We start from the raw sequence: 18,723 nt of genomic DNA on the forward strand, positions 1-18,723 counted from the left end.
AATCCATAATCACAAACAAAAAACACCCCTCCACCTCAAGCTATGCTCTTGGCAGAGGGGTATCCCTCACTGATTCATTATTGATCGCTGTTCACTTCTTCACTGATTTCTATTCCCAGATCCACAAGCTGCTTGGGATCCACGGGAGCCGGTGCCTCTGACATCAGACAGGAGGCATCCTTCACCTTCGGAAATGCCATAACATCGCGGATGCTATCAGCACCTACCATCAGCATTACAATACGGTCTAAGCCGTAAGCAAGGCCGGCATGAGGCGGAACCCCGAAACGGAAGGCATCTAACAGGAAGCCGAACTGCTCCTGAGCCTGTTCCTTGGTAAATCCAAGAACCTCAAACATCCTGGACTGAATGTCGCTCTGGTGTATACGCACAGAACCGCCGCCAAGCTCTGTCCCGTTTAAAACCATATCGTATGCCTTGGCCCTGATTGCACCCGGATCGCTGTCGATCAAAGCCCAGTCCTCGTCCATAGGCGCAGTAAATGGGTGGTGAACAGCAGTGAAACGGTCCTGGTCCTCGGAGTACTCTAAAAGCGGGAACTCTGTCACCCACAGGAATTTAAACTCATCCTTTTTCAAAAGATCAAGCTGTCTTGCTAGCTCCAGCCTCAAATTGCCCAGAACATCAAAGACTACGCTGTCCTTATCCGCTGCAAACAACAAAAGGTCGCCAGCCGTTCCTTCCATGGCATCTGCCAGCTTGTGAAGCTCTTCTTCTGACATGAATTTCGAGAAGGAGCATTTATAGGTTCCATCCTCATTGATTGCCAGATAAGCAAGGCCTTTCGCTCCAAAGCCCTTCGCATACTCCACAAGGGCATCAATCTTCTTACGAGGCATAGCCCCCTGCCCTTTTGCATTGATACCACGCACAGAACCGCCGCTTTCCAGAGCGCCCTTAAATACAGCAAACTCTGTATCCTTCACAATATCAGAAACATTTTTTAGCTCCATTCCAAAACGCAGATCAGGCTTATCGGAACCAAAACGGTCCATAGCCTCTCTCCAGGTCATTCTCTGAATAGGAAGCTGGATATCATAATTGCAGATTTCCTTAAATAACTTTTTCAGCAGCCTTTCATTAACCTCCAGAACGTCTTCCACATCCACAAAAGACAGCTCCATATCGATCTGGGTAAACTCCGGCTGTCTGTCAGCTCTCAAGTCCTCATCACGGTAGCATCTTGCAAGCTGGAAGTAGCGATCATATCCAGAGCACATAAGCAGCTGCTTAAAGAGCTGAGGAGACTGAGGAAGAGCATAAAAGGAACCCGGATGAACACGGCTGGGAACCAGATAATCTCTGGCACCTTCCGGCGTACTCTTAATCAAAGTAGGTGTTTCAATCTCCAAAAACCCTTCTTCCGCCAAAAATGCCCTGGTCAAAATAGCAACCTGGCTTCTCACCATAATATTTCTCTGAATATCCGGTCTTCTCAAATCCAGATAGCGGTATTTTAATCTCAGTTCTTCTTTTGTCTTGCTGTTTTCCTCAATAGGAAATGGAGGTGTATCTGATTCAGAAAGAATCCTTAAGCCTTTTGCACGAACCTCAATAGCACCCGTAGCCATGTTTTCATTAATATTTCCCGCACGATTTTCCACGGTTCCGGTAACTGCAATAACAAATTCGCTTCTCAGCTTTTCTGCCTTTGCAAAGTTCTCTGCTCCGCAGTCACTTTCTTCAAATATGATCTGCAAAATTCCAGAGCGGTCCCTCAAATCCACAAAGATAATACCTCCCTTGTTCCTGCTCTTTTGTACCCAGCCCATAACTGTGACTTCTCCGCCTGTATTGGCTGTCCTAACCTCCGTACATCTATGGGATCTCTTTATTCCCAACATTGACTCTGCCATAACTTCCTCCTAATGTCTTTTTTAGCATTAATCTTTATAAAATTCTTTAAACTGGGTATAGCCTTCCTTTTGAAGGCTTTCCTTCTGAAACTTCTTATTCTTGTTCATCTGAGAAACTAAGACAACCTCTCCTTTGGCCCGCAGTTCCATTGCCTCTTGAATGGCTTTGTTCATCACTTCAGCGCCGGCACCTTTTTCAATGAGAAATACCATCTTTTCCTCTTTTCCAGGAACAGTAAAACCTTCATCCATAAGAATGGTGATAATCCGCTCAAATCCAACAGAAAAACCACAGGCAGGGGTATCCATCCCTGTAAACTTCCCAATCATCTTATCGTAACGACCACCGCCGCCAACAGACCCCGGAAACCCATCCACATGAATCTCAAAAATAGTTCCTGTATAATAAGACATCCCTCTTACCAGAGTAGGATCAAATACAATGTTGAACTGACTGGTAGAAATCTCAGTAACACTATCTATAATTGATGCCAGATTCTCTGCCTGAGACTGGTCCATGGCATCTTTCAATAACTCACCAAGGCTCCGCACGCCTGCTGCATCCGGGGTCACGTTTTCAAAAAGGCTTAAGTATTTGCTGATCTTTTCTTCATCATAACCGGCCTCTGCCAGTTCTTTTGCAACACCGTCAGTACCAATCTTGTCCATTTTATCCAGAATAATAAATACCTGGTCATAGGATTCCTCCGGAAAACCGCAGTAAGCCGCCATTCCCTTTAAGATATTCCTGTCGTTAATTCTTATGGAATAACCCTTGAAACCGATTTTACCAAGCAATGTAGTGGTTGCCAGAATCAATTCAATTTCCGCAAGCCGGGTAGGATCCCCCAGAATATCGATATCACACTGAACAAACTGCCGAAAACGCCCCTTTTGAGGACGGTCCGCTCTCCATACACTCCCCATCTGAAGAGCTTTAAAAGGAGAGGTAAGCATTGCTGCATTATTAGAATAATATCTGGATAAAGGAACAGTCAAATCATAACGCAGACCACTGTCAGTCAAATCACCCTCCGACTGGGCTGTTTCCAAATTCAGCTTTTCTCCCCGCTTCATAATCTTAAAAATCAGCTTTTCATTATCCCCGCCCTGCTTGCTGCTCAAGTTTTCGATATGTTCCACGCAAGGAGTTTCAATGGAATGAAATCCAAAGCTGCCATAAGTTTCCCGTATCTGCTCCATCACATATTCCCGTATCTGCATTTCTGCAGGAAGAATATCCTTCATTCCCGTAACCGGTTTCTTTTTTAACGCCATTTCATTTTCTCCATTCCTATATAATTAACAGCTAACCACAAAATTAACACCCAAACCCAGGAAATGCCAAAAAACAGGAAGCAGGTAAAGCCACCAAAATAAAGGCGACTTGCCACTGCATCGGAGCCTGTTTTTGGTGGCTTTACCTGCTTCCGTTACCCCCGACTCCATCCCACTCAAATCCAATCTTAAGAATCCAAAGTTGCCAGCAATTTTTCTTTCCTCTCCAACATTTCCCCAATTCTACTCACATACTGTTCTACATCCTTAACATTTTCCACCCGTTCCAGACGGTTTTCCAAAGGAAATACCACCTTAGTAGTAGTACCAGCCCCACAGGCAATGATAGTCTGCTTTTCTTCCATAATCAAAACATTATAAATACAAGCCTTCCCAGGACGTGCATAACCCACATTTTCAAAATTCCCCGCCATATTTTTCTGACGATAAAGGTAGTAAGGTTCCTGCCCCATTTTTCTAGCATAATCTGCTGTCACCTCAATCATTTCAGGCGTATTGGCAATCTTTAAATCCCCATACCGCTCCTTAAACATATTAAGTCGTGCAGCCCTTTTAATAGCAAGAGAATGAACCGTAATACCATCCGGATCCAAGGCCTGTATCTCCTCCATAGTACGGATCACATCCCCCACATCCTCCTCCGGCAGCCCCACAATCAAGTCCATATTGATATTATCAAACCCCATAGACCGAGCCATAAAAAAGCAGTCCTTCACCATATCCACCGTATGCCTCCGGCCAATCAAATCCAAAGTTTCCTGCTTCATAGTCTGAGGATTAATAGAAATACGGGTCACCCCATGATCTTTTAAAACCTGAAGCTTTTCCTCTGTAATACTGTCCGGCCTCCCAGCCTCCACCGTAAATTCCTTTACCCCGGAAAAATCAAAGGTCTTTTTCAATCTAATTATAAGCTGCTCCAAATGAGCGGCAGAAAGGGAGGTAGGCGTACCCCCTCCGATGTAAACCGTATCCAAAGGCCTGCCCGCCATTTTTCCCGCCACATAATCCATTTCTATAAAAAGGGCTTCCAAATACTGCTCCATCCGTTTCTCCCAAAGTCCAATGGGAAAGGATGTAAAAGAACAATATAAGCAGGTAGTTGGACAAAATGGAATGCCCACATACAGACTATAGCCGTTTTCATAATCAATGGAAGACAACAAATCCATTTCCCGTTTTGCAATTTCCAAACTCAAATCAATCTTTTGGTCACCGGAGAAATAAGTATCTTTCATATAACTGCGGACCTTCTCTTCTTCCCAGCCCTCCAAAAGTTTCGTCATAGCAATTTTCGTAGGACGGATTCCTGTTAAAGTCCCCCAGGGAAGCTCTATGCCTGTAATTTCCCGCAGCATATTATAAAGCATCCGTTTAATCCTGTTTTTCGTCTCAAAACGGTCTGAAAAATCAGCTTCCGTCACTGAGGATTTTACAATCCCTTTTTCAATATCCTGAACAGTCAGTTCAAAGGAAGCTTCCCCGGTCTTGCCGCGGATTAGAAGGCTCTGCCCTTCCCCCGGCATTTCTTCACGGGTAAAGCTTTCTCCCGGATAAAATGCCATTAAAAGCTCTCTGATATCCTGCTCAAAGGATTGGTCATCCAATATCATTCCTATCATCTTGTTCTTCCTATCCCTTGTAGTGTAATGCCACCGGGTTATACACCTTTTCATGTCCCACAGTGGTCTTATCTCCATGTCCCGGATATACAAGGGTATCCTCCGGCAGCGTAAACAGCTTTTCTCTTATGGATTTAACAATCTGATTCTGGTTCCCTGTAGGAAAGTCAGTTCTGCCCAAAGATTCCTGAAACAAGGTATCTCCGCTTATAAGAACCTCTTCTTCCCGGATCAAATAACAGACCGAACCACACGTATGCCCCGGCGTAAACAGCACCTCAAAGGAAATTCCTGCAAGAGATAACATTTCTCCATCCTTTACATATTCCACATCCGGCACCACACAGGCCGAGCCAAAGCCGGAAGACAAATTCAGAGAAGAATTAGTAAAAAGATCTTTTTCCTCATCTCCTCCATACACCTTTATTTCGGGAAATGCTCTTCTGATATCCTCTACTGCAAGGATATGGTCAAAATGACCATGAGTCAGCAAAATAGCCTCAGGAGTCAGGGAAAGTTCCCGGCACATATTCAGAATATATGCTCCATTGTCTCCCGGATCGGCAATTACTGCTTTTCCTGTTCCTTCCCGGTATAAAATATAACAGTTGGTTCCGATCTGCCCTACGGGGTAGGTCTTGATTCTGAAATCGCTCATATTCCTGCCTTTCTCATGCAAGAGAACTGCGTTATCCCGCAGTCCTCTCAATGTCTATGACGCCTTCAATCTGTCTCAGCTTATCGATCAGCTTTCCAAGCTCCTCCACCCCATGAATATCAAAGGTCATGGTAATGGTGGCATTGCCCTGCTTGTTGGTTCTGGAATTCATAGAAGTGATATCGATTTGCCTCTCTGAAAACACCTTGGAAATATCTACAAACATGCCGATCCTGTTTTTTGCAAATATATTGATTTCCGTAGAATACCGCTCCTTGGCATTATTTCCCTCAGGCTCCTGCCACTCTGCGTCAATCATACGGTTTCTCTCATCCTCCGGCAAAGCTAATATATTGACACAATCCGTTCTGTGGATGGAAATTCCCCGGCCTCTCGTCACAAATCCTACAATCTCATCTCCCGGTACCGGGCTGCAGCATCTGGAAAAACGGACCGCCAGATCGTGAATCCCTTTTACCACAATTCCGCTGCTGGAACGTTTCTTCACCGGAAGCTTGCTGTTCATGTCTTCAATGTCATTTAAAATGCTGGTGTCGGTCACTTCTTTCTTAAGCTTCTTGTTCCGCTCATCCACCATCTTGTTGATGACCTGGCCTTCCTTTAAACCACCGTGTCCGATGGAAGCAAGGACGGATTCCCAATCCCGGAAGGCATAGCGCTTCATGACCTTATTCTGGTATTCCGGTTTATTAATATCGGAAAAGATGATTCCCTTGGTCTTGCAGTAACGCTCTACCATTTCCCGGCCTCTGAGGATGTTATCCTCCTTCAGCTCTGTCTTAAACCACTGTCCGATCTTGGTCTTGGCCTGGGTGCTCTTTACAATATTCAGCCAGTCCCGGCTGGGCCCCCGGCTGTTCTGGGAGGTGATGATCTCCACCTGGTCGCCATTTTGGATCACATAGTTAATGGTCACAAGCTGGCCGTTTACCCTGGCACCTACCATCTTATTTCCCACGGCACTGTGAATGGAGTAGGCAAAGTCAATGGGAGTGGAGCCGCTTGGCAGGTTCTTCACGTCTCCGGAAGGAGTAAAGCAATAAACACTGTCAGAGAACATATCTAAATCGCCCTTGACCACGTTTAGGAATTCCTTGTTATCGGACATGTCCTTCTGCCACTCCAGAATCTGGCGCAGCCAGCTTAACTTCTCTTCTTCCTTGCCCTCTGCCACCTGTCCGCTTCCGCTTTCCTTATATTTCCAGTGGGCGGCAATTCCGTATTCCGCAGTCCGGTGCATCTCATAGGTTCGGATCTGGATTTCAAATGGCTGCCCGTTGCTTCCGATTAAGGTGGTGTGAAGGGACTGGTACATGTTGGGTTTGGGCATGGCGATGTAATCCTTAAAACGGCCCGGAATGGGCTTATACATCTCATGAATCACTCCAAGAGCTCCATAACAGTCCTTGACGCTGTCTACAATGATTCTCACCGCAAATAAATCGTATATCTGATCCAGAGTCTTGTTCTGGTTTACCATCTTCTTATAAATGCTGAAAAAATGCTTGACCCGGCCATCTACCCTGGCTTCAATTCCTGCCGTCTTTAAATGGTCATGGACCTCATCGACAATGCTTTTTACAAAGATTTCCCTGGCATCCTTCTTCAAAGATATCTTTTCCGCCAGATCAAAATACACATCAGGCTCTAAATATTTTAAAGACAAGTCATCCAGCTCGATCTTAATTTTTGAAATACCCAGACGGTTGGCAATGGGAGCATAGATTTCCATGGTCTCCCTGGCCTTTTCCTTCTGTTTTTCCGGCTTCATGTACTGTAAGGTCCGCATGTTGTGAAGGCGGTCCGACAGCTTGATGATGATAACACGGATGTCTTTTGCCATGGCTAAAAACATCTTTCTCAAGTTTTCAGCCTGAATTTCCATCTTATCCATGGACCAGGATATCTGGGTCAGCTTGGTAACGCCGTCCACTAAGAGAGCTACCTCTCCTCCGAATTCTGCTTTCAGCTCATCAAGAGACATAATGGTGTCTTCCACCACGTCGTGAAGGATTCCGGCGGCAATGGTTTCCTTATCCATCTCTAAATCGGCCAGAATAATGGCAACACAAAGAGGATGAATGATATAAGGTTCTCCTGACTTGCGCCTTTGATCCTTATGTGCTTCATCCGCAATGCGATACGCTTTTTCTATCATGGAAATATCATCAGAAGGATGATATCTTCTTATGGTTTCTACCAACTCCTGATAAAGCGATTCCGGGCTGGTGAAATCAGCCGGACCCTCCCGGTCTATTCCTATTAAATTCTCCAGATTCTCTCTACCGAAATCTTCCGGGATATTTTTTTCCATTATTGGATTCTCTGCCATATGCCGCCACCTTTTTGTAACAATCCTGATTATTGCCTGCTTTTAAACATAGTTATGATTCATTATAATTAGATTTGTCGAAAAATGCAATTATTTTTTCTTTTTCTGCTTTTTCCAGAAAAGCCCCTTCCAGGGCATACCGGTTCATCTGAACCAAATCCAACTGCAAAAAGCCCATATGCCTTTGAATCAATTCTGCTTCTTTTTCCAAAGAAGTATCTGAAACCGTCATGTTATCCGTATTGTATGTGACCCGGATTCCCCTGTCATAAAAAGCTTTTAAGGGATGCTCCTTGATAGATGGAACCGCTTTGGTCTGGAGATTGCTGACCACGCACATCTCTAAGGTAATGTTTTCCTTTTTTAAAAGGTCCATACACGCCTCTGACTGAATGGCTGCACAGCCGTGTCCGATTCTTTTGGCTCCATAGTGGACTGCTTTTATGATATTTTCAAAACTGCCCGTCTCTCCTGCATGAATGGTAAAGGGAATTCCCTTTCTATCGGCACCTTTAAAAAGCTGTTCAAAATGAGACATGGGAATCAGCCCTTCCGGCCCTGCAATATCCACACCTACAACCCCTTTTCCAAGATAAGAAGCTGCCAGATCAAAAGTTTCCTCATTGTCTCTGTCCGGTCCGTTGACCATGGCGCAGAGGAGCAGTCCGGCTTTCATGGGGGAATTTCCAAGCCCCTGGTTCACCCCTCTTATGACCGCTTCCAACACTTGCTGCCCTGTCAGCCCTTTTTTCATATGAAGCTGAGGTGCAAAGCGGATTTCAGCCAGAATAAGCCCCTGTGCTGCCAGCCGCTGTGTCAAATCCCTGGCTGCCAGCTCCAGGGCCTCTTCTGTCTGCAGCAGCCGCCCAGGTAAGTCAAAGCACTTTAAGTAATCCACCAGGCTTTCACAATTCTCCCCTACGGAAATAAGTTTCTTAATATCCTGGCCTTCTAAATCATATCCAATCTGCCCTGCAAGTTCCTTTACCACTTCCGCGGACAAGGAGCCATCCAAATGCAGATGAAGGTCTGTTTCCAATGGTTTCATAGTTGTCCCTCCCCTTTACAAATATCATATGAAATAACCTGCATTAAGCTTTATGAAAGTATTCTACCATATTATAAGAAGGAAAGAAACAAAAACAGCATCCCGGGCTTTTAAAAGACCGGAATGCCGCTTTTTGCATTGATTTTCATTTCTTACAGAACCAAACACCAAAGGGGAATGGTCACTAAAGATAAAAGGGTGGTTACCACCACACACTTTGTGGCAAATATGTAATCGCCGTCGTATTTTGCCGCCAGTATGGCGGTGGTGCTTCCTGCAGGCATTCCGGTTAGGAGAACAGAAATTCCGGAAAGAAGAGGGTCCACATGGAACAGGCGACAAGCGGCATAAACCAGAAGGGGAATCAAAAACAGACGAAAAAATGTATACTTGATGATTCCCCGGTCCAGGAAACTTCCCGGAGCCACCTCTGCCAGTATGGTTCCGATTAAGACCATGGACACCGTAGTAGTGCAGCTTCCGATGCTCCGGATGGTGTTTTCAAGGAATCCGGGCAGTGGAAGCTGGGTGACCATAAGCAGCACCCCGATGTAAACTGCTACGATACAGGGATGAATCAGAACCTTTTTCACCACTGTCTTCCTATCCGGGCTGTCTGTAAAGTAGGAGACTCCGGCAGACCACATGACGATTCTCTGAGGCACCAGGAAGATGGAGGCATACATAAGCCCTTCAGGCCCGTAGACCCCTTCTGCAATGGGGTTCCCCATAAATCCGGCATTGGAGCAGACTGTTCCGTATTGGAGCACCTTTTTTCTACGGGCCGGTTCTCCGTTATAGAGGACCTTTGCCAGCACAAGGCAGCCAACCTGGATTAAGGATGCGATCCCAAGAATGACAGCAAATCCTTTTAAGATATCCATATTAAATTCGATCAAAAAGGAACTGATGATATTGCAGGGAAGGATTAAGTAAATGACCAGATCCGTAAGAATGGCCTTTGCTCCCTCCGGCAAAATATCTTTTTTCCTGAGAATAACACCTGCCGCCACCAGGAGAAACAGCATCCCCTGGAGATTTATGAGATTACCATTATTCATTTTGTCTCCTAAATAAATCAAGCGGATATGCTTGCATATCCAGCTGAATCATAAATTCAAGGTTGAAAGATGTTTTTCTTTCAACCTTATCAATCTTATCACTCTTCTAATGATTTCATATATTCATCCATGGCTTCCGCCACTTTTTTGGAGTAAGCAACAGCTTCCACCACAGTTCTGGCTCCTAACACCACATCTCCGGAAGCAAAGATACCGGGAATGGTAGTCTGGCCTCTTTCATCGGTTACCAAAAGGCCGTTGCTTCCGGCTTTTAAGCCCTCTGTGGTATTCACCAGCTTGCTCTTTGGTCCCTGGCTGATGGAAATGATGGTGGAGTCTGCATGAACCTGCTCCAGCTCTTCCTCATTTCCAATATGATTTTCTTCATCATCATAGATCAGATTCTCAAATACAGGGCCGTCATCGTTAATTTCTATGATCTGCTTTCCGAACTGGAAATCAGCTCCGTCAATTTTCGCATAGTTGGTTTCGTGGTCACTGGCATTGCTGTGAAGGCCTCTGGCATAAAGAGTTACCTTCCTGGCCCCATGGCGGATGGCAGTTCTCGCCACATCCATGGCGGAATTTCCCATTCCGATGATGGCTACCGTCTCTCCAAGGTCGTAGGCATCGGGATTTGCCAGATAGTCAATGGCATAGTGGACATTTCCCAGGGATTCCCCCTTAACGCCCAGGGTCTTAGGCCTCCAGACACCGGTTCCGATGAATATGCTCTTATATCCGTCCCGGATCAGGTCCTTGATTTCCAAAGCAGTTCCAATGGCAGTGTTGGGACGGATCTTCACACCGATTTCCAAAAGCTTCTTTTTGTATCTTTCTAAAATTGTCTTGGGCAGGCGGAATTCCGGGATTCCGTACTGTAAAACGCCTCCCAGCTTGTCCTTGGAATCAAAAATCGTCACGCTGTAGCCTTCCTTGGTCAGAAGAAATGCGATGGTAATTCCCGCAGGTCCCGCACCGATTACCGCCACTTTCTTTCCGTTTTTCGGCTTGCATTCGATTTTCATTTTATCGAAAATAGTATCGGAAATATAGTTTTCTATACTGCTGATATGAACCGGCTGTCCTTTTTTACCCAGGATACAATGGCCTTCACACTGCTTTTCGTGATTGCAGACGAGGGAACAGACAATGGACAGGGGATTGTTTTCAAATACCATGTCTCCTGCTGCGTTTAAATCCCCTCCTTTAAACGCCTGAATCATCTGGGGAATGGGGGTATTGATGGGGCAGCCTTGACGGCACAAGGGCTTTTTGCAGTTTAAACATCTGTTTGCTTCATCGATTACATGAACTCCCATAATTTATTTTCCTCTCTTCTTTTTATTGGCCGCCGGATTTCATTTCCGGAGAACGACTATTTTAACCGCATTTTGTATACAATAAGTTTACATATTTCACATCATATCATACTCAAAATAGTAAAATCAATAGGCTGCACCAATGTATAAAAAAAAATAAATTATGACAAAAATATATCGAACAAACCCTGTATTTTCCCCGTTTTCAGGCTTTTTTCAGATTATTTTCCTTCGTATACGATCAGGGATTCCACGTCATATCCGGCCAGCTTTTCTGCTCCGTTTAATCCGGCCAGTTCCATGATAAAGCAGATTTTCACCACTTCTCCTCCAAGCTCTTCGACCAGCTTGATAATGGCTTCTATGGTTCCGCCTGTAGCGATCAGGTCATCGATGATAACCACCTTCTGTCCTGGTTTGATGGAATCCTTGTGGAGCTCAACGGTGGCTGTTCCATACTCCAGTTCATAGTCCGCAGATACCACTTCCCTTGGAAGCTTCCCTTTTTTCCTGACAGGAACAAAACTTTTATGCTCTGCATAAGCCACGGGAACGCCAAAGATAAAACCTCTTGACTCCGGTCCCACAACTGTGTCGTACTCCACTCCGTCAAGCATGTTTCTTATGCCATCCACTGCCAGGGCAAGTCCGTCTGCATCCTCCAGTATGGTGGTCACATCCCGAAAAATAATTCCCTCCTCCGGGAAATCCGGAATGCTTGTAACATAGTCCTCTAATCGCTTCATCCTTTATACCTCGTATTGTTTTATTTTTAACCAACTTGAAATTTCTCAACCTCTCTATTATAACTCAAAGATTTCTTTCAGGCAAATGTTGTTTTTTAATAAGGACATTTTTTAAGAAAAAAATAAAAGCCCCCCGCACATTCAACCCGGAAGGCCCTTACACTGTCTTTTATTTATCTTCTTGGATGCGCCCCCGTATAAGCACGGCGCACAGATTCTCCTCTGGTGCAGTTCATATAAAGCTGGGTGGAGGACATATCAGAATGTCCCATCATGGCCTGTACTGCGCGGATATCAGCTCCGCCATGGAGCAGATGTGCTGCAAAAGAATGGCGCAGTGTATGGGGCGTAATATCCGCCTCTATCCCTGCCTTATCTCCGTAAAATTTTATAATCTTCCAAAAGCCCTGGCGGCTCATGGGCAGTCCGTTGCAGTTGGTAAAAAGCCACTGGGAGTCCATATCCCGGAGAAGGTATCCCCGTCCCCGTTCCATATAAGCGGAAAGTGCCAGCTTTGCCACCTTTCCAAAGGGAACCATACGCTCCTTTTGTTCGTCCTTGCAGGTAATATAGCCTACGGTCAGGTTCACATCCTCTTTTTTCAGGTGGATGATTTCCGATACCCGTATCCCGGTGGCATAAAGAAGCTCCAGCATAGCCCTGTCCCGAAGCTCCTTGGGGGAGTCCCCGTTTGGCTGGCTCAGCAGGCAGTTCACTTCCTCCACCGTTAAAATGGTAGGTGCCTTTTTTTCTACCTTAGGGGCCTTTAAAAGCTCCGCCGGATCTTTTGGTATATTTCCCTCTCCCCACTGATAATGAAAAAACGCCTTCATGGAAGCCAGGCTCCGTGAAATAGTGGTGGAGGCTTTTCCTTCTCTTTCCAGGTACAGGATATAGGAATTCAGACTGGTCTTCGTCACCTTGTCCACAGTCTCAATTCCCTGCTGTCTTAAAAAGGAGGCCATCTGCATCAAATCTCTTTGATAAGATACCTCCGTATTCTTCGATGTTTTTCTGATCTCCCTCAAATAAATGATAAAATGGTCTATCTCTCCTAACATTGCCTTATCCCCTAACCTGACTGTTTAAAAATGCCCTAAAACAAGACTTCTTCCTAACATTATATATACTATTTTCGATAAAATCAAACACATTTTTTTTACATTGTAACCATTTTAAAGCCATTTTTTACAGTCAGTACAAGATATAGGAAAGGAATTGGTTTTTTCCGCAAGATATGGTAAAACAAAGGGAAATATTTTAAAGAACAAATTTCAAAAAAATCGGATTTAACCAGGCTTCACAGGCACTTCCTAAGGCTGCCAGGAGCAAAAGCAGCAAAAAAGCCGGTATCCGGAACCGTCTTCCCTTTTGCACTCCCCAGAAGAGAAGGATTCCCCAAAGGGGAAGGTAGAGAAGTCCCTGGGGCATCAATGACATGAGAAAAACAGGAAGCCCCATAAGCCCCTTTTGAATGGTTATAACCGAAAGAATAAATCCCATGGAAAAGCCCATCCCTGCCGTCAAAAGACAGAAGAGAAAAGCGCCGTAAACGGTCAGTCCCATAAGCCAGGCAATCCAGACCTCTGCCGCCCTCTGTTTAAAAACCTGTCCGAACAGTCCCAAACGCTCCTCCTGTTTTAAACTCACCTGTCCCTCCAAAAGAGCCAGATAATACCCCGCCTCCTCCATAAAGGTGGGATACCAGAAGTTTGCCGCCGCAGTTCCGGCCACAAGCCCGGCCAAAAAACAGAGGATATAACGGTCCCAGGCCCGGTTCTCCAACGGCCCCGGACTTCCCTCGGGCCGAAATTTTAATTGTTCCAATACCTCAGCCATATAAAAATCCCCTTACAGGTTTTCTCACAACAGGCCGTTTCACAGCCTGTGTTTCCATAAATATATGCCTGTAAAGGGACATTTATTCTGCTATGGAGCCGTATTACAGACAGCCCCTCTTATTTCACGCCGTACTTGCGGGCATAGGCCAGGACAGAAGCAATGGTCTTTCCATCGGTAATCTCTCCCCGGTATATCATTTCCTCTAAATCCTTTACTTCCCACTCTTCCACTTCAATGTATTCATCCTCGTCCAGATTCTGCCTGGAGGGCTCCAGCTCCCTTGCCACAAATACATCGATGGCTTCATCGCAAAAGGCCACGGTGGTATTAATGGTGATTAAATATTCCAGCTTTTCCTTATCCGTTTTATAGCCTGTTTCCTCTTCCAGCTCCCTGTGGGCACAGTCGATTTTCGGCTCATCGGGATGGTCTAAAGCCCCCGCCGGAACCTCCAGGGTATAGCGGTCCAGAGCATTGCGGTACTGGCGCACCATCAGCAGCTTTCCGTCTTTTGTCACCGGAACCACGGCTGCAGCTCCATTGTGATGGATGAAATCCCAGTGGGCCAGATGGCCGTTTGCATCTACCGTATCCTCGTATATTTTTAAAATTGTCCCCTGGTATTTTAAGGTTCTTTCCAGGCGTTTTACAGGCTGCTGTTCCATTTTTTCCTTACCTCCGTTATGTGGGATTATATTTTTTCACATTTTGCAAAGCAGGCGTCAGCCGCCTTTATGACCGCATTGCGAAAGCCGTGTTCCTCCAAAGCAGACACTGCTGCAATGGTAGTTCCTCCGGGAGAGCAGACCTGATCCTTTAAGGCTCCCGGATGGGTTCCTGTCTCCAGAACCATTTTCGCACTGCCGAGAACGGTCTGGGCAGCCATCTCATAGGCAGCATCCCTGGGCAGCCCATACTTTACGGCGCTGTCTGCCAGAGCTTCAATGAACATATAAACATAGGCAGGAGAGCTTCCGCTGACGCAGACTACCGCATTCATCAGCCGTTCCTCTACAATCCGCATCTTACCGAGGGAAAGGAAAATGCTCTCAATGGCCTGCTTCTCCTCCCGGGAAAAATCCTTTTCAGAAAAACAGACTCCCGTCATTCCCTCTCCAAGAAGAGCCGGAGTATTGGGCATGGCCCGGACCACACGAATTTCCTCTCCCAGCTTCTCCTTCAATTGGTCCGTGGTGATTCCCGGGGCAATGGAAATGACCACATGATTTTTTGTCACCACATCCCTGATATCAGCCAGCACCGGAGAGAAATACTGAGGTTTTACAGCCAGCACAACGTATTTTGCCTGGTCTGCACACTCAGAATTGTTTTCTGCGTGAGGCACTCCGGTCTGCTCTGTAATCTGTCTGCACTTGTCCAAATTGACATCGGTAAAGATAATATCTTCCTTTTTATACTCCTTAAGCAGCCCTTTTAATATGGCCCCTCCCATATTTCCGATTCCTATGATTCCTATTTTTGCCATGGTCTTATTCTCCTGCCTTTATTATTTCTGGTCCTGAAAAAACCGGTTAGCATTATTTTAGCACTTCTTTTTTGTGAATGTCAATTTAAGACTTTTTCCCTGCAGCAGAAATAATACGGACTGCCTGCTTTCTTAAAACAGACTTTTCCGGCTCCCTAAATTCATAATCCGTTATAATTCCCGTATAGTCAGATAAATGGTTGATCCGGTTCATTCCCTGACGGTTGAATTTTGACTCGTCAACTGCCAGAAAAGACTGCTGGCACTGGCTCACAAGCTGCCGTTTTAAAAATGCCTTATCAATGGAGGGAGTCAGCACATGAAATTCCCTGCTTATGGCTGCCGCTCCAAAGAAGCCCACATCAAACCGGAAATCCTCCAGCATACGGGTGGCATGATAGCCTAAAATACTTCCTGTTGACTTTTGGACATAGCCTCCGCACACAAAAAGCTCTGCCTTGCCGTTTTTCATCAAAAGGGCAATTTCAAGGTCATTGGTCACAACCGTCATATTTTCCATATCCATAATATTTCTTGCAATCTCATAGGTGGTGGTTCCCGCATCCAGATAAATACAGGTTCCCTCCCGGACAAAATCCATGCATTTATCCGCAATCCCCTCTTTCTGATCCCGGTTTTTTACGCTTTTTTCCGCATAAGCCACCTCAGTCTTGCTGACCGCCCCTCCATGGCAGCGTTCAATCAGCCCGTCATTTTGAAGCTTTTCCAAGTCCCTGCGGATGGTCATGGGACTTACGCCAAGTTTTTCTGCCAGTTCCTCCACCTGAACACTGCCATCCTCCTGTATCATGTTCAGAATCTTAATCTGCCTTTCCGCCATCATCATGTACCTTCTCCTCCTGTTATGGATTTCAAAACGCAAAAATCCCCGCCGCCGGACAGGCGGCAGGGAACACCATGCACTGGATAAAATCCCTTGTCTATATCATAAATGATTAAAGGAAAATACTCAATATCAAAACTTCAACAAATCCCACAGCCCAGGCAATGGTAGAGGTGATGGAATAAGTCATGATCTGATCTTTTACTTCTCCCACTCCCAAGGTCCGGTTTACCACCCAGAAATAGCTGTCATTAAAATAGCTGAAAAACAGAGAGCCGGTACAGCAGGCCAATGCTCCCAGAATCGGATTCACTCCTGCAGCCAGGATAATGGGAGCCGAAATGCTGGCCGCCGTTGTCATGGCAACTGTGCCTGAGCCCTGGATAAAGCGCATGGCAGTTGAAATAATAAAGGGAAGTACTACAATGGGAATTGCAGTGCCTGCAAGAGCCTCCGCCATATAGGTCCCAAGCCCGCTGTCTTTAATAACCTGGCCTAAAGCTCCGCCTCCTCCTGTCACCAGCATGATGATTCCGGCAGATGCCATTCCAAGCTCCATTTCCTTAATAGCTTCTTCTCTGGTTAAATTTCTTCCCAGGGTAAAGATTGCCAGCACAAGGCCGATACCCACAGCCACAATAGGGGATCCTAAGAATTGGAAAATCTCCATAAAGCCGGTTGTCTTTCCCGCAGCGCTGGAAACAGTGCTGATGAGAATTAAAATAATCGGAAGAAATAAAGGTGCAAAAGATTCAAATGCAGAGGGCAGATTCTCAGAACCAATGGAAAAGTCCTGGGAGTAATCCGGCTCCTGGTAGGGCATACGGATAAATCCTTCCTTTTCATCGGGAATCTGGTAAATCCTTTTTCCTACCCATCTGGCATAAATCGTACAAGCTACTGCCATGGGAATAGCGATTACAATGCCATAAAGAATAAATTTTCCTACATCCACTCCGAAGATTCCGCAAACACCCAGGGGGCCGGGAGTAGGGGGCACCATGGTATGAGTGATAACAAGTCCTGCTGCCAAAGCCGCGCCCAGGGAAATCACGGATTTTTTCGTCACCCTTGAAATAGCCTTTGCAATAGGGGCCAGAATCACGAATCCGGAGTCACAGAAAATTGGAATGGAAACCAGAAATCCCGTAAGAGCCAAAGCTTCCTCTTCCCTCTTTTTCCCAAAAAGCTTCAAAAATGTCTGAGCCATTCGCTTTGCTGCTCCGGTCCGTTCAAATATCTGACCCATCATAACACCAAAGCCAATAATAATACCAATGCTTCCAAGGGTTCCCCCGAAGCCCGTTGTAATGGAATTGATAATTCCAAAGGTCTTTCCGTCCTCCAGCTTGATGTTTACTAATGGCATGCCTCCTACCACCCCAATGATAACAGCCGCCATAATCAGAGCCAAAAATGCATGAATCTTGGTCTTCAGCACCAGAAATACTAAAATCACAATTCCGATACCCAAAGCAATCATCATTCTTTCGCCGCTAAGTCCTCCTACCATAAAGAAACCCTCCTCTTAATTTATTGCCCCGCTATGCCTGTTTAAAGCAGGGAGAATATTTTGCCGCAAGTAAAATGGCTTCAATCATACTTACCGCAGAAGCCTCTCCTTTACCTGCAATATCAAACGCTGTTCCATGGTCTACCGAGGTCCGGAGTATGGGCATTCCGTTGGTAATGGAAATGGTCCGGTCAAAGTCCAGAGTCTTGGTCGCAATGTGCCCCTGGTCGTGGTACAGGGAAAGAACACTGTTATACCGTCCCTGGGCCGCCTGATGGAACACGGAGTCCGCCCCAATAGGGCCTGTCACCGGATACCCCTCTGCCTGCAGCTCCAAAACTGCCGGAGTGATCTCATTTACCTCCTCATCTCCAAACAGTCCATGCTCGCCGCAATGGGGATTGAGCCCGGCAATGGCCATGGTTCCTCCCTCCACGCCCAGGCGCCTTAAAGCTTCCAGACACCGCTTCACATAATCCTTGATCCTGTCCTTGGTGATCAAATCCAGCATTTTTCTTAAAGAAACGTGCCTTGTGAGGAAAAATACTCTCAGCCCGTTTGTCTCAAACATGGTAAGAGGGTCCTCCGTATCAGTCAGTGCGCTGAATATTTCCGTATGGCCGATGAAATTGATTTCTCCTGCCTTTAAAGCTTCTTTGTTGATGGGAGTGGTAGCCACCGCATCGGCTCTCCCCTCATTTGCCAGTCTGATGCTTTCCGCTATGTAATCATAAGCCGCCTTGCCGCACATTCCGCTGACCTTACCGAATGCAAACTGATCCATGTCAATGTTATCTAAGTCAATGAGGTTTAGGATTCCCGCTTCGAACTTCCCTTCCTCCGGCTCCTTGATTGTCTCGACCTTTAAATCCACACCCGTAATTTCAATGGCCTGCTCCATCACCTTTTTATCTCCTATGATGACGCATTCAGCCGCCTCAAAAACCTTCGGCTCTGCCAGAGCCTTTGCCACAATTTCCGGTCCAATACCTGCCGGGTCTCCCATTGGTATAACAATTAACGGTTTGCTCATAAATTATTTCCTCCTTTTA

The 18,723-nt window shown here is 45.9% G+C and carries 16 protein-coding genes; all 16 read right to left on the bottom strand.

Going from position 1 to position 18,723, the window contains the following annotated elements:
- Positions 1 to 77: 77 nt before the first annotated feature.
- A complete protein-coding gene (gene aspS / locus V7M78_RS14735; protein ID WP_333650866.1) occupies positions 78 to 1,877 on the bottom strand; it encodes an aspartate--tRNA ligase in 1,800 nt (599 codons plus the stop codon).
- A gap of 27 nt (positions 1,878 to 1,904) precedes the next feature.
- Positions 1,905 to 3,155 (bottom strand): histidine--tRNA ligase, encoded by a 1,251-nt coding sequence (gene hisS, locus V7M78_RS14740; protein WP_333650868.1) that lies wholly within the window; start codon positions 3,153 to 3,155, stop codon positions 1,905 to 1,907.
- A 188-nt stretch (positions 3,156 to 3,343) separates the two neighbouring features.
- Positions 3,344 to 4,798 (bottom strand): coproporphyrinogen dehydrogenase HemZ, encoded by a 1,455-nt coding sequence (gene hemZ, locus V7M78_RS14745; protein WP_333650870.1) that lies wholly within the window; start codon positions 4,796 to 4,798, stop codon positions 3,344 to 3,346.
- Between the two features lie 10 nt (positions 4,799 to 4,808).
- A complete protein-coding gene (locus V7M78_RS14750) occupies positions 4,809 to 5,456 on the bottom strand; it encodes an MBL fold metallo-hydrolase (RefSeq protein ID WP_333650872.1) in 648 nt (215 codons plus the stop codon).
- A 31-nt stretch (positions 5,457 to 5,487) separates the two neighbouring features.
- Entirely contained in the window at positions 5,488 to 7,809 is a 2,322-nt protein-coding gene (locus V7M78_RS14755) for a RelA/SpoT family protein (protein WP_442914662.1), read from the bottom strand.
- A 52-nt stretch (positions 7,810 to 7,861) separates the two neighbouring features.
- A complete protein-coding gene (add, locus tag V7M78_RS14760; RefSeq protein ID WP_333650874.1) occupies positions 7,862 to 8,857 on the bottom strand; it encodes an adenosine deaminase in 996 nt (331 codons plus the stop codon).
- A gap of 152 nt (positions 8,858 to 9,009) precedes the next feature.
- Positions 9,010 to 9,918 (bottom strand): AEC family transporter, encoded by a 909-nt coding sequence (locus V7M78_RS14765; RefSeq protein ID WP_333650876.1) that lies wholly within the window; start codon positions 9,916 to 9,918, stop codon positions 9,010 to 9,012.
- Between the two features lie 98 nt (positions 9,919 to 10,016).
- The gene (locus tag V7M78_RS14770) at positions 10,017 to 11,240 is read right to left on the bottom strand and encodes an NAD(P)-dependent oxidoreductase (RefSeq protein ID WP_333650878.1); all 1,224 of its coding nucleotides are present in this window, start codon (positions 11,238 to 11,240) and stop codon (positions 10,017 to 10,019) included.
- 221 nt (positions 11,241 to 11,461) lie between these two features.
- Positions 11,462 to 11,986: an adenine phosphoribosyltransferase gene (locus V7M78_RS14775; protein ID WP_333650879.1), complete on the bottom strand. Its 525-nt coding sequence runs from the start codon at positions 11,984 to 11,986 to the stop codon at positions 11,462 to 11,464.
- 173 nt (positions 11,987 to 12,159) lie between these two features.
- Positions 12,160 to 13,047: a site-specific tyrosine recombinase gene (locus V7M78_RS14780; protein WP_333650881.1), complete on the bottom strand. Its 888-nt coding sequence runs from the start codon at positions 13,045 to 13,047 to the stop codon at positions 12,160 to 12,162.
- Positions 13,048 to 13,246: 199 nt separating this feature from the next.
- Positions 13,247 to 13,825: a stage II sporulation protein M gene (locus tag V7M78_RS14785; protein ID WP_333650883.1), complete on the bottom strand. Its 579-nt coding sequence runs from the start codon at positions 13,823 to 13,825 to the stop codon at positions 13,247 to 13,249.
- Between the two features lie 119 nt (positions 13,826 to 13,944).
- On the bottom strand, positions 13,945 to 14,493 hold the full coding sequence (locus V7M78_RS14790; protein ID WP_333650885.1) for an NUDIX hydrolase: 549 nt from the start codon (positions 14,491 to 14,493) through the stop codon (positions 13,945 to 13,947).
- Between the two features lie 26 nt (positions 14,494 to 14,519).
- Positions 14,520 to 15,314 carry a pyrroline-5-carboxylate reductase gene (gene proC, locus V7M78_RS14795; RefSeq protein WP_333650887.1) on the bottom strand — a complete coding sequence of 265 codons (795 nt, stop codon included), beginning with the start codon at positions 15,312 to 15,314 and terminating at the stop codon, positions 14,520 to 14,522.
- Positions 15,315 to 15,399: 85 nt separating this feature from the next.
- A complete protein-coding gene (locus V7M78_RS14800) occupies positions 15,400 to 16,161 on the bottom strand; it encodes a DeoR/GlpR family DNA-binding transcription regulator (RefSeq protein WP_333650889.1) in 762 nt (253 codons plus the stop codon).
- 109 nt (positions 16,162 to 16,270) lie between these two features.
- The gene (locus tag V7M78_RS14805) at positions 16,271 to 17,671 is read right to left on the bottom strand and encodes a GntP family permease (protein WP_333650891.1); all 1,401 of its coding nucleotides are present in this window, start codon (positions 17,669 to 17,671) and stop codon (positions 16,271 to 16,273) included.
- A gap of 31 nt (positions 17,672 to 17,702) precedes the next feature.
- Positions 17,703 to 18,704: a 4-hydroxythreonine-4-phosphate dehydrogenase PdxA gene (gene pdxA, locus V7M78_RS14810; protein WP_333650893.1), complete on the bottom strand. Its 1,002-nt coding sequence runs from the start codon at positions 18,702 to 18,704 to the stop codon at positions 17,703 to 17,705.
- Positions 18,705 to 18,723: the final 19 nt, after the last annotated feature.

The sequence above is a fragment of the Lacrimispora sp. genome (assembly GCF_036758025.1).
GTDB lineage: Bacteria > Bacillota > Clostridia > Lachnospirales > Lachnospiraceae > Lacrimispora.

Coding starts and splice junctions, on each gene's coding strand:
- V7M78_RS14765 (WP_333650876.1), bottom strand. CDS start 9,918: ATGAATAATGGTAATCTCATAAATCTCCAGGGGATGCTGTTTCTCCTG.
- V7M78_RS14755 (WP_442914662.1), bottom strand. CDS start 7,809: ATGGCAGAGAATCCAATAATGGAAAAAAATATCCCGGAAGATTTCGGT.
- V7M78_RS14785 (WP_333650883.1), bottom strand. CDS start 13,825: ATGGCTGAGGTATTGGAACAATTAAAATTTCGGCCCGAGGGAAGTCCG.
- hisS (WP_333650868.1), bottom strand. CDS start 3,155: ATGGCGTTAAAAAAGAAACCGGTTACGGGAATGAAGGATATTCTTCCT.
- aspS (WP_333650866.1), bottom strand. CDS start 1,877: ATGGCAGAGTCAATGTTGGGAATAAAGAGATCCCATAGATGTACGGAG.
- V7M78_RS14790 (WP_333650885.1), bottom strand. CDS start 14,493: ATGGAACAGCAGCCTGTAAAACGCCTGGAAAGAACCTTAAAATACCAG.
- V7M78_RS14805 (WP_333650891.1), bottom strand. CDS start 17,671: ATGGTAGGAGGACTTAGCGGCGAAAGAATGATGATTGCTTTGGGTATC.
- V7M78_RS14750 (WP_333650872.1), bottom strand. CDS start 5,456: ATGAGCGATTTCAGAATCAAGACCTACCCCGTAGGGCAGATCGGAACC.
- hemZ (WP_333650870.1), bottom strand. CDS start 4,798: ATGATAGGAATGATATTGGATGACCAATCCTTTGAGCAGGATATCAGA.
- V7M78_RS14800 (WP_333650889.1), bottom strand. CDS start 16,161: ATGATGATGGCGGAAAGGCAGATTAAGATTCTGAACATGATACAGGAG.
- pdxA (WP_333650893.1), bottom strand. CDS start 18,704: ATGAGCAAACCGTTAATTGTTATACCAATGGGAGACCCGGCAGGTATT.
- V7M78_RS14780 (WP_333650881.1), bottom strand. CDS start 13,047: ATGTTAGGAGAGATAGACCATTTTATCATTTATTTGAGGGAGATCAGA.
- V7M78_RS14770 (WP_333650878.1), bottom strand. CDS start 11,240: ATGGGAGTTCATGTAATCGATGAAGCAAACAGATGTTTAAACTGCAAA.
- proC (WP_333650887.1), bottom strand. CDS start 15,314: ATGGCAAAAATAGGAATCATAGGAATCGGAAATATGGGAGGGGCCATA.
- V7M78_RS14775 (WP_333650879.1), bottom strand. CDS start 11,986: ATGAAGCGATTAGAGGACTATGTTACAAGCATTCCGGATTTCCCGGAG.
- add (WP_333650874.1), bottom strand. CDS start 8,857: ATGAAACCATTGGAAACAGACCTTCATCTGCATTTGGATGGCTCCTTG.